General features: G+C 56.6%; 15 protein-coding genes and 1 pseudogene. 9 read left to right on the top strand and 7 right to left on the bottom strand.

The window, feature by feature from the left end; all coding sequences use genetic code 11:
- Positions 1–174: 174 nt before the first annotated feature.
- From DVK07_RS14930 to DVK07_RS14920, 3 genes are all read right to left on the bottom strand, one after another.
- Positions 175–1,893, bottom strand: a complete 1,719-nt coding sequence (locus tag DVK07_RS14930) for a carbamoyltransferase C-terminal domain-containing protein (RefSeq protein ID WP_121597799.1) — start codon at positions 1,891–1,893, stop codon at positions 175–177.
- Between the two features lie 155 nt (positions 1,894–2,048).
- Entirely contained in the window at positions 2,049–2,702 is a 654-nt protein-coding gene (locus tag DVK07_RS14925; protein WP_158603167.1) for an FkbM family methyltransferase, read from the bottom strand.
- 327 nt (positions 2,703–3,029) lie between these two features.
- Complete coding sequence (locus tag DVK07_RS14920; protein ID WP_199719541.1) at positions 3,030–4,454, bottom strand: lipopolysaccharide biosynthesis protein; 1,425 nt, start codon at positions 4,452–4,454, stop codon at positions 3,030–3,032.
- 165 nt (positions 4,455–4,619) lie between these two features.
- On the opposite strand from DVK07_RS14920, the gene aglF reads away from it, so the two are divergent.
- Positions 4,620–5,390: a UTP--glucose-1-phosphate uridylyltransferase AglF gene (gene aglF, locus DVK07_RS14915; RefSeq protein WP_121597796.1), complete on the top strand. Its 771-nt coding sequence runs from the start codon at positions 4,620–4,622 to the stop codon at positions 5,388–5,390.
- Positions 5,391–5,659: 269 nt separating this feature from the next.
- On the opposite strand, the gene DVK07_RS14910 is transcribed toward aglF, so the two are convergent.
- A complete protein-coding gene (locus DVK07_RS14910) occupies positions 5,660–6,244 on the bottom strand; it encodes a hypothetical protein (protein WP_121597795.1) in 585 nt (194 codons plus the stop codon).
- A gap of 328 nt (positions 6,245–6,572) precedes the next feature.
- On the opposite strand from DVK07_RS14910, the gene DVK07_RS14905 reads away from it, so the two are divergent.
- Positions 6,573–7,208 carry a hypothetical protein gene (locus tag DVK07_RS14905; protein WP_147441178.1) on the top strand — a complete coding sequence of 212 codons (636 nt, stop codon included), beginning with the start codon at positions 6,573–6,575 and terminating at the stop codon, positions 7,206–7,208.
- A gap of 134 nt (positions 7,209–7,342) precedes the next feature.
- Here DVK07_RS14905 and DVK07_RS14900 read toward each other — a convergent pair whose 3' ends face one another.
- Complete coding sequence (locus DVK07_RS14900; RefSeq protein WP_121597873.1) at positions 7,343–7,660, bottom strand: MarR family transcriptional regulator; 318 nt, start codon at positions 7,658–7,660, stop codon at positions 7,343–7,345.
- 406 nt (positions 7,661–8,066) lie between these two features.
- On the opposite strand from DVK07_RS14900, the gene DVK07_RS14895 reads away from it, so the two are divergent.
- On the top strand, positions 8,067–8,384 hold the full coding sequence (locus DVK07_RS14895) for a PadR family transcriptional regulator (protein WP_121597793.1): 318 nt from the start codon (positions 8,067–8,069) through the stop codon (positions 8,382–8,384).
- On the top strand, positions 8,381–8,857 hold the full coding sequence (locus tag DVK07_RS14890) for a hypothetical protein (protein WP_121597792.1): 477 nt from the start codon (positions 8,381–8,383) through the stop codon (positions 8,855–8,857). Before DVK07_RS14895 ends, DVK07_RS14890 begins: the two co-directional genes overlap by 4 nt.
- Before the next feature lie 191 nt (positions 8,858–9,048).
- Here the strand turns inward: DVK07_RS14890 and DVK07_RS23685 are convergent, their stop codons facing one another.
- A complete protein-coding gene (locus tag DVK07_RS23685; RefSeq protein ID WP_233565453.1) occupies positions 9,049–9,738 on the bottom strand; it encodes a hypothetical protein in 690 nt (229 codons plus the stop codon).
- A 60-nt stretch (positions 9,739–9,798) separates the two neighbouring features.
- On the opposite strand from DVK07_RS23685, the gene DVK07_RS14885 reads away from it, so the two are divergent.
- The 5 genes from DVK07_RS14885 to DVK07_RS14865 all read left to right on the top strand — a co-directional run bounded on the left by DVK07_RS14885 (position 9,799) and on the right by DVK07_RS14865 (position 13,805).
- Positions 9,799–11,766 carry a plasmid replication protein repH gene (locus DVK07_RS14885; RefSeq protein ID WP_233565452.1) on the top strand — a complete coding sequence of 656 codons (1,968 nt, stop codon included), beginning with the start codon at positions 9,799–9,801 and terminating at the stop codon, positions 11,764–11,766.
- On the top strand, positions 11,763–12,020 hold the full coding sequence (locus tag DVK07_RS14880; protein WP_121597791.1) for a hypothetical protein: 258 nt from the start codon (positions 11,763–11,765) through the stop codon (positions 12,018–12,020). The genes DVK07_RS14885 and DVK07_RS14880 overlap by 4 nt, the downstream gene beginning before the upstream one ends.
- The gene (locus tag DVK07_RS22735) at positions 12,013–12,663 is read left to right on the top strand and encodes a restriction endonuclease (RefSeq protein WP_158603166.1); all 651 of its coding nucleotides are present in this window, start codon (positions 12,013–12,015) and stop codon (positions 12,661–12,663) included. Before DVK07_RS14880 ends, DVK07_RS22735 begins: the two co-directional genes overlap by 8 nt.
- Before the next feature lie 65 nt (positions 12,664–12,728).
- Positions 12,729–13,349 (top strand): ArsR family transcriptional regulator, encoded by a 621-nt coding sequence (locus tag DVK07_RS23680; protein WP_233565451.1) that lies wholly within the window; start codon positions 12,729–12,731, stop codon positions 13,347–13,349.
- Entirely contained in the window at positions 13,350–13,805 is a 456-nt protein-coding gene (locus DVK07_RS14865) for a hypothetical protein (RefSeq protein WP_121597790.1), read from the top strand. It begins immediately after the preceding gene.
- A 456-nt stretch (positions 13,806–14,261) separates the two neighbouring features.
- Here DVK07_RS14865 and DVK07_RS14855 read toward each other — a convergent pair.
- Positions 14,262–14,416 (bottom strand): annotated as a pseudogene (locus DVK07_RS14855) (IS6 family transposase); the annotation flags it as partial.

Below are 14,416 nucleotides of genomic sequence, written 5' to 3'. Positions count from 1 at the left end.
AAACCGGAGTCCGTCAGATTAGGTTCCTACTTTGTGGTTCTACGAGTCTCCGTTTGAAGAACAATGGCAGAGCTACCGGTGTATGGACATGCCAACAATCCATTCTTACTTCGAAGAGCCCAAAATGCTGGTGAGAAACGAAATTCTGGTGTTATTGAATACGCTTCAGAAGAATTACTTTCTAAGTACGTAGTCCTCTAAGACGAGCTTATCGAGCCCCATCCCGTAGAAGTCTTTGATGGCCTCAACAGGTTTAGTGACGATAGGCTCTGCGTGATCGTTGAAAGACGTGTTCAAGAGAACAGGCACACCAGTTCGGCTCTCAAACTCGGAGAGGAGATCGTAGTAACGGGGATTCTGCTCGTGGTTGACCGTCTGGGGTCGCGTCGTCTCGTCTCCTGGATGTAGTGCGGCAGCAATTTCGTCCCGCTTTTGCTCTCGGACCTCGTAGGTCTTAATCATAAACGGCGACGATGTGGCATTTACTAGGTAGTCATCGAGCGCTTCTTCTTTCATCGACGGAGCGAACGGTCGCCACTCTTCGCGATGCTTGACGTACTTGTTTACCCGATCTCGTGATTCGACCGTCCGAGGGTCAGCAAGGATACTACGGTTTCCGAGCGCCCGCGGCCCGAGCTCGAGGCGGCCTTGGTACCATCCAACCAGCTCACCGTCTGCCAGCGCGTCAGCGGTAACTTCGATGGGGTTGTCGACCTCCTCGTACTCTAGCTTCGACTCCTCAAGTACAGGTTCGATTTCGCCGGTGTACTCGGGCCCCCAGTACGCATTGGTCATCGACGGCGTTTCGCTGGGTGTCGACTCCAGCATTCCGGCACCAAGGGCAAGACCAGCGTCGTGTGCCGCTGGTTGGATGAAAAGATCGTCTACTACCTCAAGTTGCTCAACGGTCTTATTCATTTTACAGTTAAGTGCAACTCCGCCCGCGAGACAGACATCAGAGATACCGAGTTGGCGGACATGCCACTCGACAATCGAACAAACAATTTCTTCGGTCAACTCCTGTGTGACCCGTGCGAGATCCTTCTCCCAGTCTGTGAACTCACTCGGTGAGTCCTTGCGCTCACGATTAAAGATGTCCTCTAACTTCTGAACTCCTGCCTCGATTCCATCGCCGGTAAGATCAGTAACATCGTAGTCCGCGCCGGTGGAGATACAGGATTCGAGTGTTCTTCGGATCCTAGTGTTGTCCCCCCCGTAGGGAGCGAGTCCCATCACCTTCCCCTCACCATTAAACGAATGATAGCCAAGGAACTCGGTCACAACGGCATAGAAGTAGCCGAGGCTGTTCGGGAACTCGAACGTCTCTAGTCGTTCGACACCAACCTCTGTACCCTTCCACACAGCGGTCGCATCGTACTCTCCTCTACCGTCTACTGTTACAACGACAGCTTCGTCGAAATCGGACGGGTAAAACGCGCTCGCAGCGTGACATCGGTGATGTGGTTTGTGTTCGATCCGAGGAACCGAATCACTAATCTTCCGTAGTTCATTCTTAACCGGGCCAACGGAATACCCATCGATGAATTTCTTCGATATTATTCCCTTTGCGAACCGCTCAAGTCCTAAGACCTTCTCAAGGGTGTTGTCCGGTTTTAGTGCTTGCTGTTTGAAATAGTGCTGCCATATATTGAGTTGGAGCTCCGGCTGATAAGGCAAGATGATTTTGTTGAGGTCGCCCAAATCGATCTCACCAAATTCAAGACATGCCTCTATAGCGTTTCGTGGGAACTGACCCTTAGCGTGTTTTTGGCGGGTGAAACGTTCTTCTTCGACAGCAAAAACTAATTTCCCGTCCTTGAATAGTGCGCTACTAGGGTCATGATCTCCGTAATCACCGATAGCTGGCTTGAATGAGAGGATGTAATCCGTCATGCTCCGATGTTTTGTGTGGTGGTAATTACTCTAACGATGGAGCTTAGATGTTTATTCTTATCAAGCATATCGAGCAAGTTTCAGTAATCTTTAGCCGGACATCTGAATTACTGGTGTTGGCCTTACTCGTTTCACTATTCAACACGAATAGTTAATCAGTCAGCATTAATTTCCAATTTTTCGCCAACCACAAACTGTTCGCCGTCCCGTTTGGACCACAGGTGTGTCTCGAGTCCAGACTCTGAAACGAGCGCTTGTACGTCCTCAAGGTCCACCCCTCGGTGTACTTCGACCAATACGTGAGAGGACTTCGTGAGCACATCCTGCATTCCCTCAAGCGCCGCTAATTCGTGTCCTTCGACATCGATTTTGATTACGTCAGGGGAGGGGATATCACCAAACAGATCATCCCCACGTGCGGTCGCTACTCTCGTTCCACCCGACTCGGTGATCTCGTGTGTTCCCTCGGCGTAGTCATCAGTACTCGAGAGTCTTCCTTCTCCGGATTCGTTAGAGAGGGCTTCCGCCCTCGTTTGGATGCTGCCAGCAGCGAGCTTCGCGTTCTCCTCGAGACGTGTCCGTGTTTCGGGGTTCGGCTCGAAAGCCACAACTTCCGATGCCTTGCTTGCGCAGATACAACTATGTGTGCCGATGTTAGCGCCGACGTCCCAGAAGGTTGACCCCTCATCCAGTTCAGACAGGAGATGGCTAATGACTTCTCGCTCTCCGACGAGGTCACGAACCCGCCATAGCTCCCGGTACGTATCGATGTGAAACCGCGAACCGTATCCGTCCACGGAGACGTCCATCAAGTCTCCGAATGCACCGGTCCGAAGCGCAACGATATCGCGAGTGCGACCAGCCCACACCAGAACTTGATCAACTATTCCCATCAAGGCCACACCCACTCGGGGTTACTCCGTATTCTCTTTTCTCAAGAACTAAAGCCTACATAGTCGCGTGTAGCTATGGAATATTAAATAGCTTTAGCATGTTGGGCAGGAGAGCTGATAAAATGTGTTCACGCTACAATCCGACTGATATGTGTCTACCTGTAGCCGAGGTCACACAGGTGCTGCTCCTGCTCAACTTGCTCTGCGCTATTACGCTCCACGTTCGGTTTACATGTTCGCTTATCACTCGCCGAAGTCCTGAATCTTGAATGGGATATTCCTCCCGACAGTTGTACGGAAATCCTGTGAGATAGCTAATAATACAGAAAAGTACACACCCGCACCACCGATGACGAGAACGGATACGAGTGGCAGTGAATCGCCAATCAAAAGTCGACCTCCGTACACGCTGAGTGCCATGACGCCTGCTGCGAACAGTTGTTTGCCGATAACGTCGATCGGTACAGTAACACCAATGATCTGGTTCGCGTAGTAGTAACTGAACACCATTCCAAGTGCGGCAGATACCGTTGTCGCGACAGCGGCTCCATACCAGCCGTATTGCCACGTCAGTAAGATATTCAAAACGAGATTCACAGCGACGAATACTCCGTTGATTCGAAATGTCAGGTCGGGACGATTGATACCGTCAAGTGCTGTGAGCAACTGCCCTTGATACCCGTACAGCAGTCGAGCGAAGGTCAGGATGAGTAGGATGTAGTACCCGGTCTGGAAGCCGGAACCGTAGATCGTCAAAACGACATCACCTACGATCGCCGCGCCAACCAGCCCTGGGATAATGAACAACCCGGAGTACGCGAGACTGACACGCAACAGTTCCGCTATCTCATCGTTTGCTCCCTCAATTGAAGATATCCTACTCATCTCGGGAAACAGCGTGCGTCTGACCGATGACCCGAAGATGGCAAACAGCGACGCGAGATTCCATGCAATCTCGTAGACCGCGATAACACTGTTCGAAACGAAGACAGCGAGCACGAGTGTGTCCATCGAAAGGAACGTCCGGCCTTTCACCGACGCGAGCCAAGAGAACTGCGCGTACGACCTCAACCGATCGAAGTCCTGACGAGACGGGCGAGACAGGTTGAACGACGCGAAATATGCCCCGACGAGCACTGCGACGACGGCACCGACGACGTATCCTGCGAACGCTCCTGTGAGTCCGAACCCCGCCAACACGAGTGCGACCTGTACGACGCTTCGACTGGTCCACTGGACCGGTGAGAGGAGACTCGAAATGTGTACCAAATGCTGGCCTTCGAGAACGGCTTGGACGAAGTCCATCGCGAGCTTGACTGCCAACAACAGGATGAGTATCCCCGTCGCATCGACTTCCATGTAGGCGTTTAGATACGGACGAGCGATCCAGAGGCAGATGGCGACAATCGCGTACAGGATCAACTGCACAATAACGCCGGAGACGACGTAGTTCCCGTCGTCGGCCTCGCTCACGCGCTTTTTGACTGCCGGAGACAGACCGAGATTCCCCGCGATCGCGACCCACGCTAGCACTGACAAGACGACGACGTACGCCCCGTATCGCTCTTGACCGAGCGTTCTAGTGAGGACTATTGTCGCGACGAACCCCGAAAAAGACATGACGATCTTCGACAAGAAGTCGATCATCGAGGTTCGGCCGTATTTCATGTGCGGATCACGGGGGGTTCGTCAGTTGCCCGCTTTCGACTGATCACGTATCAATACCGCGCTTTCGCAATCACAGAATACGGTCTATATCCAGACTCGGTGTTCCATCACAGAATGGCCGGATCGGTAACAAAGTATTTGCGACCCCACCAGTATCACCAAACTATGCAAGCAGTCGTACTCGCCGCGGGCAAAGGAACACGCCTCCGACCGCTCACCGACGACAAACCGAAGGTGCTCGTCGAGGTTAACGGAACGCCCCTCATCGAGGATGTCTTCGACAACCTGATCGACGCCGGCGCGACGGAACTCATCGTCGTCGTCGGCTACAAGGCCGAACAGATAATCGACCGTTACGGCGACGAGTACCGCGACGTACCGATCACGTACGCGCACCAGCGCGAACAGCTCGGACTCGCCCACGCTATCCTCCAAGCCGAGCCCCACGTTGATGGCGACTTCATGCTGATGCTCGGCGACAACGTCTTCCGCGGGAACCTCGCCGACGTGGCCAGCCGTCAAAAAGAGGCCCGCGCCGACGCCGCGTTCCTCGTCGAGGAGGTGCCCTACGAGGAGGCCTCGCGCTACGGCGTCCTCGACACCAACGAGTACGGAGAGGTCGTCGAGGTCGTCGAGAAGCCCGACGACCCGCCGAGCAACCTCGTGATGACCGGCTTCTACACGTTCACGCCCGCCATCTTTCACGCGTGCCACCTCGTTCAGCCCTCGGACCGCGGCGAGTACGAACTCCCCGACGCGATCGATCTCCTCATCCAGTCCGGCCGCACCATCGACGCGATCCGGCTGGACGGCTGGCGTATCGACGTGGGCTACCCCGAAGACCGCGACCGCGCCGAGGAGCGCCTCGACGAACTAGAGGGCGGTGAGGAGCCGGAAGCGGATGATGAAGTGGACGAAGCAGTCGTCGATAACTAACCGAGCACAGTCGCGTGTGCCCTGGACAGATTAGTAGTCAGCTTCTTTCTACCGAGTTACCGTCGACGCTGTCTCAACGGACGCACGAATGGACTCGTGACTCAGGTCCGGCGACGACCGGAACACCCGGAGATCGTCGTAATAGTCGTTCGGTGAGAGTTCTCTGTCAACCACGTCGGTGGTGTATCGAGTAGCGAGATACTGCCTCGAGTCGAGGCCAGAGACATCTGTAGTCTCGGAGCTTTGTCCGAACGCTCCAAGCCATGTAATTATTCCATGAGCTCTCCGTTGATCCACTGCCGGTCGGGGACCGCCCGCTCGGTTGTCTCGACATCGAGCGCCTGAAGCGTCCGCCCGATCCACACCGGGCTGATCGTGTCGCCAGTGAGGTTCCGATGCCAGCGACCGAGATTGTCGGCCAGCTCGCCTTTGTCGAGAGACGCGCCGTTGGCGGCCTCCGTGAATGTCAGGAGGAACTGCGCGACGGCAGTCTCGTATCGATGGGCTCGAGAGGTGTCTGTCCCTAACAATTGGAGGGTCCGGATCTTGTCGTCGTCTTCGTAGTGGATCCGCACCGCCGTGGCGATCGTTTCAGGGACCGTGACAACTGTATCGGCAATCCTGATTGCCGTACTACGATCACTGAGACAGGCCTCTACCCTCCATACCTGTGGATCCTTGATCAGATTCACGACTTCATCGGCCCCGTCTTTGAGCGCTGTCGTGGCGATTATCCCTCCGGCTGCGTGAGAGACTGTGCCTGGCTCTTTGTCCATTTCTTCGAAGAGTTGGACAGTGTACTCTCTCCGAGATGCGTGCTGTTCAAGCGTGTTCGTCGTCTGGTTGCCGTTCATCGGCACTCGAAGCATCAAGTGGGGAATGATTGCGCGTTGTTCCGAATCGAGTGGTGTCGATTCGGATAAAAGCTTATAATCTCACGCCGTGAACTCCATTGTTTCGAGATAGTAATTTAATTTGGAGACAAAAAGTGATATTGCCGATTCGTGTCCTAACCTGACATCGATGCGGCCCGCTCCCCCGATCCCACCAAGCCACACGGAGATCAATCGTAATCGGGTGTTTCGGCACGACCCAAAGCAGTTGTACTCGGAACACAATCTGGAACGGATCACCCGGTGGAACGAGCAAGTCGACTCCGGAGCCGTCGACGGACCTGTCTTTGTGACCTCTGAAGAATCGTACTCGAAACAAAACCTGCCCGCGAACCACCGGAAAGTGTGTCTGCCCGAGTTGTATTGTACCTTCCAGTACGAGCTTACACGCGCGAGATTCGAAGACAAGTCCTGGGCAGAGACGTACACCGTCGCCGAGGTTTCGAAGTGGTTCTCCAGTGTGGAAGATAACGAGACGATCAGCAAATACCTCGATATTCTCGTCGACATCGGCGTACTGCGAACGACGCGACACGGCCACTACGCGAAGGCCGATGAGGGGTTAGGCTCGCTCTTCGAGACCCTCGCTCGTGACGGAGAGGTTGAAAACGCGGTTTTCAGATGGTTCCCGGAACATTCGTCATGTTTTCTGTCTCATTTTGGACGCTCTGGGATTCCGGGCCTCGCCGATGTAGCACGGTTCTTTCGGAACGAGCATATCGTTGGCTGGGTGTTCGTCACGAACGGCGTGCTTCTCGCGGCCCAGCTACTGTTTCGCGTCTCGCGTACTGGAACTGTCTCCGCGATTGACCTCGGAATTGCGTACCTGCTCACTTGGCTCGGCCTGATCGGACTCATCGCGCTCGCGATCGGCCTCTCCCGACGTCGCTTCTTGACGCTCATCCAGCTCGATCGGAGTAATTAATAAACGGAGAGAGCTGTTTCCAACGGCCTGCTAGCGCTGGTCTCACCGAAGTGTAGTCGTTGTCGCGAGCGTCGGCACACGTACTATTTCCTGTCCGATCGAAAACATAATTTACAAATATTTGGAAAAGATGTTTATTTGTTGGTTCCAGTATTTTCAGCCAAATTGTCATAGGAGTCCTCACCATCTTCAGCAATATACCTCCAATTTTCAGTATCGAGGTGCCCTTTGAGATATGCTTCACCGGCTTCGGTGATCATGTAGACACCATTGCCTAAGCTTTCGAGGAGGCCCTCTTCATCCAGCTTTTTACACCTCCTGTCAACATGCTGTCTAGAGTATGGCAAGGATGCTTCTGTAGTCATCTTTGTGGGTGTTGTCGGCTTATTTTCATGAAGGAACTCCAAGATTCGATCATCAAGAGATGTCATCCACTTGCCTGAGTGCCTCATAGAGCACATATTCAGTTTCACAGTCTATATTACGGGCGGATAGCACTTATAGACTGCCACAAGCTCATATTGAACATCACCGTTAATTATATGTTACTAGAGAGCAACCGATCCTATACGGAACCCGAGTGACGAACCCTCGGCTCGCGAGAAAATGTAGAAACCCCGGCCGCGGTGTACAGGCACCCGACCGGGACGGGTTCTGTGCCGTAACACAGAACCATGCTAATGGTGGCAACTGTGGGGCTTAAGCCCTGCGAGACGACCGACGGATCGAACTGTAACAGTTCCAGCTATAGTTTGTGTCCCTACCCAGCCGACGGCTACGACGCTGCCTTTGACGGCCCACTCTGTACAACGTGCGCTACGACACGTAGCGCCGACGGGAACGTTGTGGAGGGCTACAATGACTAGCCACACCGAGAACACTACCCACTCGCTTGCCGATCTCTCGGCAACCCAGCGCGACCTGCTCTGGATACTCTCACAGACTGGCCCCAGCGAGAGCCGTCCACTCTATTACACACTCGCCGACTACTACACCGACGGCATCAACCACAGCCGGATCTGTGACATCCTCGGAGAACTCGTCGAACGCGACTTCGTTACCAAACAAACCCATGACACGACCGAGTACCAACTCACCGAGCCGGGCCGCCGCGCACTCTCTGCTCGACAGGCATGGCAAGCCGGCACTCACCATGCGGAGGGGAGAAACGAATGACGCGACCCGACAACTCACACGCCGCAGCTCTCTCCAAGTTCACGCGCATCGCACTCGACACGACTGACCCGATCTGTCAAGTCTGCGGGCAACCCCTCAACGAAGGCGACGACGTCACCGCCTACGCCTACCGCGCGGCTGGCGAGCCGACATACGCGATCGGCTACATTATGTGCGGATCAGATAGGCACGAGCACCCGACCGTCTTCACACGCGGTGTTTACGAATACGTCCTCACGGGTCATATCGGGACGTGTTCGAACACCCGAACGCAATCGACAACGTTCGTCCTCCTTGATCCGACAATAGTCGTCACGAGTCCCACGACAGCCACCGAACCAAACGTCAATCTAGACGCCCCAACACCACGAGACCCAACCCAGCCAACCCAGCGAGACCCACCCCCGCTGCTCACCGCTGTCCGAGAACACGCCCGCCCTGATGGTGGTTGCTCACGCGAGGGGTCGGAGTGATGGTGGCCGCTGTGACCAGCCAGCCTCTCACCCTGCGGTGATCGGCTGTGCGAACACGCCAGTCTACAGCCCGCAAGCGAGGGATCCGGCTCGTCAGCCACACCACAGACTGCTCACCTGAGGGGATCCGCTGTTCGGCAGTTTCGCCTCGGCTGACCGAGTGGATTCCAGACCTCCTCGCCGAACTCCGGTCATGTACCGAGCGGATCATTCGCGATCACGCCACCACCGATCCGTGGCGTACGAGCTCCCAGCTTCTCGGAGAAATCCTGCCAGCGTGGCAAACGACGGACACCCGCTGGACCGATGAGGTCGCGGAAGCCGTCGCATACACTCGTGCGATCACGACACTCGCGCTTACCTATCGAGACGAACTCTCCAGTACACTCACCAGATACCACCGACAGCGACACGCGGATCTCACTGACACCGTCACCAGCATCGGGACGGGGCGTGGTCCGGTCAACGCCGACCTTGGTGCGCTCGCGAAAGGTCCGGTTGCGCTCCATCGCGAACTCGAAGCGCACCCCACCGCTCTCACGCTCCTGCTTGATGGCGACGCCTGGACCTGTCTTACAGACCGCCGCACGGGCGTCCGCGCACTCGCGGCGATCGCTGTGCTCGCCGACGGGTTCGATGTCAGACTCGTCGCTTCCCCCAGAGTCCGACGACACCTCTCGAAGCGATATCCCACCTAGACTGAGTGTCACCTTGATCTTACTGCCAGCCGGGATCGGTCCCCCCACACCGACCACGCCGAGACTGCTGAGACCTCGTGGGAAGTCATCCGTGATCTCGACATCGAACCTGGGAAACGTCGGCTCCTCGGAAATCTCGACACCGAGTACGCCCGGAGCTACCGGGATCTCATCCACGATCACACGATCGATATCGCTGAGGGCACTATTAGCAGGTATGTCCTCAATCTCGAAGACCGCGAGTTGGTCACTGTCGATCGGCGTAGCCAGCACAACACCGTCCAGCTCACCGACTTAGGCCAGTCAACCGTCCAACAGTGTCTCGACGACAACTACGACCTCGTCCATCCGGATCAGCGCCGGTTTGATGGGAATCTTACTGGGACCCCTCAACAACCTACAAGTACAGTGTCGCCCCGCCGGGTGGGCGAAGAAACACCCGCGCCCGACGAGTGGGTGGCAACAACCGTCGATCCAGATGAAGACGCTGACTACGTCCAGTGGCTCACCCGGCCTACGAACGCTCCACGCAACCTCCACAAGAGATTCGGCACTGTTGCCCATGACGAGGCCATCACGCTCATTGATGATCACCCACAGCCGCTCGACGACGGCCGTATCGCGTACCTGAGCCACATTGACGATGAAACCCTCGTCGTCCTCCAGTGGGGTGGCCCCTTAGCCACCCTGGGACGTCTCGCGGGCGCCTTACTGAGCGAAAAGGCCCTCTCGAACATTCTCACCCCGACACGACTCGGCCAGGAGTTTGAGGCGATCGATGAGCCCAGCCAGACAGTTCCAACGGCCCGAATTCTCCGCCGTGGCCACCAAATCGGCTGGTGTAGCGACGCCGAAATCACCTACGATGCGTGGCGCGAGCGAATCACAACGGTTCGAGACCGACTTCTCGCACAGGTCGCTGAACTTACGCACAGCGACGACACAGCCGCTCGCAGCGACTTGTTGAAAGATCTTCACGGGCTGATCGCTTCAGCAACCCAGCTGTATCATGCAGTTGGGATCGATCTCACGACGACCATCAGAGTGCCCGATACCGGCGCACTCGCACGTAACCAAACACGTCTCCAGAACCTCTGTGAGTTCCTCGCCAAAACTGCTCCCAAACAGTCCGTCTACGGCGTTCATTCGGGGTACCGCATGCTGTTCGAAGACCGGCCCGCAAAGCTGTGCCGGCGGCTCCCGTATGAACCGGAACACGACGCGACAATGGATCTCACCATGTCGTGGGTGGTGACCGGCCCGACAATCACGGAATGCCACGACGAGATTTCCACGACCCTCACGAGGGAACTCACAACTGTCCGGGAGGCGATCGCCGACGGCACCGAGCACGCACCGACACTCGAAATTCCGGTCATCGACGGGACGACCTACCCCGCAATCCGACGGGTGATCGATGAGGTCACGATGACCCACGACGCCCAGTGGACACCCCGTGAGCGCCAGCGACTCGTGCGGCTCTGTCTCCGCTCGTTCGGCCCGGCGGACACCTCAAGCGCGTGTCCGTACGATGTCGTGGCGAGCCTACTGCGCGCGCTGAACGAGTCTCGAACGCCGACGCTGGGCGCGGTCGAGCGCGCAGCGGCCACGCTCCCGCTGGAGCGCTTCCGACCCGACCTCACGCCGACAGCGACCAAGCTGTACGCAACCCTGCTGCGAGCCAACGGCCCACTCGGTCGCTCAGAGCTAATCGAGCACGCAGACATCTCCGCGAGCAGCTACGACCGTCGCCTGAGCGATGTCCGCGATCTCGACCGCGTCACGCCCGTCCAGCAGGGAGGCCACCGCCGGTGGACCACGACGAATCCGACGCCATATCCGAAGACACCACCAGTAACGGCGTGGCTCTCGACGAACAGCAATCAGCTCGCGCCACCTCTGGTGACGCATCGACAGTCAACCAGACTCGCCGGGCCGACCGACCCGTCCCCCGACCGCACGGGGGGAGCCGATCGCGGTGGATGGGACAGACTGCCACCGATATCGATCCTCACTGAACCTGGCGCAGCCACCGATTACAACATACGTCCAATGACGAACGCCAACACAAGCCGGCAGCCGAACAGCCACGCCCATCAAGTCCGAGACACCCGAGACCACCCAACCGACATTATGATACCGACACCACACCCGACGACAGCAGTCACGACCCCACAAACACGACTCCGGAATGGGGGTGACCAACAGTGAGCGACCCAACACTCGATCTGGAGACCGTCATCAGACGTGATCGCCCGACAGCGACGGATGGAAGTATCCAGGTCAGCACCGACAGCACCGACGTCACTGAGGGATCACGTGTCCTCCTCGGCTTCGGCGATGACCGCGAGGTCACCTTCGCCGTCCTCACGCCGAGCGAGACCCAGACGATCGCGACAGCTCTCGAAGCGGCAGCCCAGCAGGCAGACGCCGCTGACACTATCGAGGATCCGACTGATGAGTGACGACAACCTCGATTTCACGGCCGAAATTGACGCCGTGGGCACGCCCGACGACGAGGATCCGGACCACGATCCGACCAACGGGCGCTGGCTCGAAACTCAGGTCGCCGAGACACTCGAGCAGTGGGGGTACAGAACAGCCCGCAACGAGTACTGTTTTGGGCTCGAAACCGACGTGATCGGCCGCCGGGACGAGCCCCGTGGTGATCCTGACGATTTCCTCGTGGTTGAGTGTAAAGACTGGCACCAAGTCCCGGTTCAGCGGGACGCCGTCGAAGCAGTCGCGCTGCGGGCTATGCTCATGCGGGCAATGCCCGTCCTCGCTGTCGCGCGCCGCGTAACTGAGAGCGCGTGGCGGTTAGCCCAACTACTCGACGTTCGGATTATGACCGAACAGGATCTCGACAAAGGCCAACTCCCGCCGCTGACCGAACGCCGGCCTCCGGGTGGAACGCTCAACGCGCGGCGAGAACCGCTCATCCAAGACTTGCGTGACCGATTACCGCTTCTAGTTCACCGTCGAAGCGGCCTCGATATTGAAGCCCCTGTCTTCCACATAGCGGATCACGGTCCGTGTTACGTACCGGACCGAACGGGCAACGACGAGTACGTCAACGCTCGCGACACTGACTACGAGTTTGGCTAGAATACCAAATATTAGTTATTTCTAAGAAAGTATTTTATGGACAGGGCCAGTAACCGATGATACACATGACCACAACTGACGCTCCCCACGAACTGTGGGAGGGAGACGTAAATGAGGCCGCTATTGAGGAGTGGAAGGCGGATACAACCACGTTCGACCGTATCCGGCACGTCAGTGACGTCACCACCGAACCGCAAGCGGCCAGTACAATAGCCGAACGGGCACAGGTAAGTGAACCAACTGCGCGGAAATACCTCTCGATACTGGCGGAGACTGGCCGTGTCAAAGTAATCAACACAGAGTCTGGAACCCGATATATGCGCGCTCCTCAGATGCTGGCAATGAAGCGTATCGCAGCAATTCATCGCGAACATACGAAAAGCGAGATCCGAGACACGATTCAAGACCTCAAGACGGAACTACACAGCTTCCGAGAGCAGTACGACGTTGCTGACGTCGACGAACTCACTCTCCAACTAGAACCCGGCGACGATGGCTGGCAAGATATAACTCGCTGGCAACAGATCGAACAGAATCTTGAGATTGCACAGGCGGCGCTCTCACTCTACGATTTTGACCCTGACGATAGTCACGCTGCTGCGGCTCGTGTTGCTGACACCAGCCGTGTTACCGGATTGTACAAGTACGGTGCACTCAGCGATGACAGCGAGCGATCAACGGCGTAGATGGAGTCTGACACAGATATCGAGGGGGAGGTCGGGTCGTTAGACGAAACAGCGGTAGAACAGATTCGAGACGAGTTCACAGCGCTGGATGGTCTCGTCATCGAGGCAGGATTCGACAGCCTACTGGACCCGACGAAACTCGTCGTTCGACTCGATGACGGGATTGGAGATGCGGACTCGTGTCGATTCGATGTTCGATGGTACCAAACGGGATACTACAATTTTCACCATACTGACGAACAGGATGTCAACTTCCGGTTTGATTACCATCCAAAACCAGACGCTCCAAACAAGCATTTTCACAACCCACCCGATGCGTCGTCAGAGCACCCACAGCGCTCCTGTATTACTGTCACAGAACCAAGGCAGGTTACACGTGCTGTACATTCTCTCTGGCGGCGTGCATACGAGGAGAACTCGCTTACACAACTGAACGAAGCAGAAAATCCGCCGTAACATCCTTACAATGGGTTCCCGCGGCTCGCTCGTCGATCTGTCATTCCATGCCGCAGCGGTTGTCCCTCACCGAGCATTACTCGTCTGAGCGATGCCGTCCTAATGACGTTGGGTGTGACCACCGCCGCGTGGTATCTTGCCCATCTACTTGATAGGTTAGGCGTTGTCGGCTTCACCTTCGGAGTCAAGCCCCGAGGCACTCGCCTTGAACCGCCTGTAGACGAGCGCGACCGCGTACGCGTCAGCGATACGAAGTGCGTGGCAGTTGGCACAGCTGCTCGACGTGCGGGTCGTCACCGAAGAGGATCTCCACAAGGACGGACTCCCACCCCTAACCAAACGCCGGCCACCACGCGGAACACTCTCCCCGCGCCGGGAACCACTGATTCGGGACTTGCGCGACCGGCTGCCACTCTTAGTACACCGGAAAAGCGATCTCGACATCGAGGGGTCGCGTTAAGTTTGGCGTGAATTGTGGTAGACTGCGAAGGCTTCGAGCCAGTTTTGAGCTGTCTCTAACGCGACATTGCTAAAACTATTCGCAAACGATGATGTTCGGCGTTCTATTTCCCAAAAGACACGTTCGATAGCATTCCGATTTCCATGTTGAA

The organism is Halorubrum sp. Atlit-26R, from assembly GCF_003666015.1.
Lineage (GTDB): Archaea > Halobacteriota > Halobacteria > Halobacteriales > Haloferacaceae > Halorubrum.
Note: the sequence above shows the minus strand (reverse complement) of the source record. Positions and strands in the feature narration are given on the sequence as shown.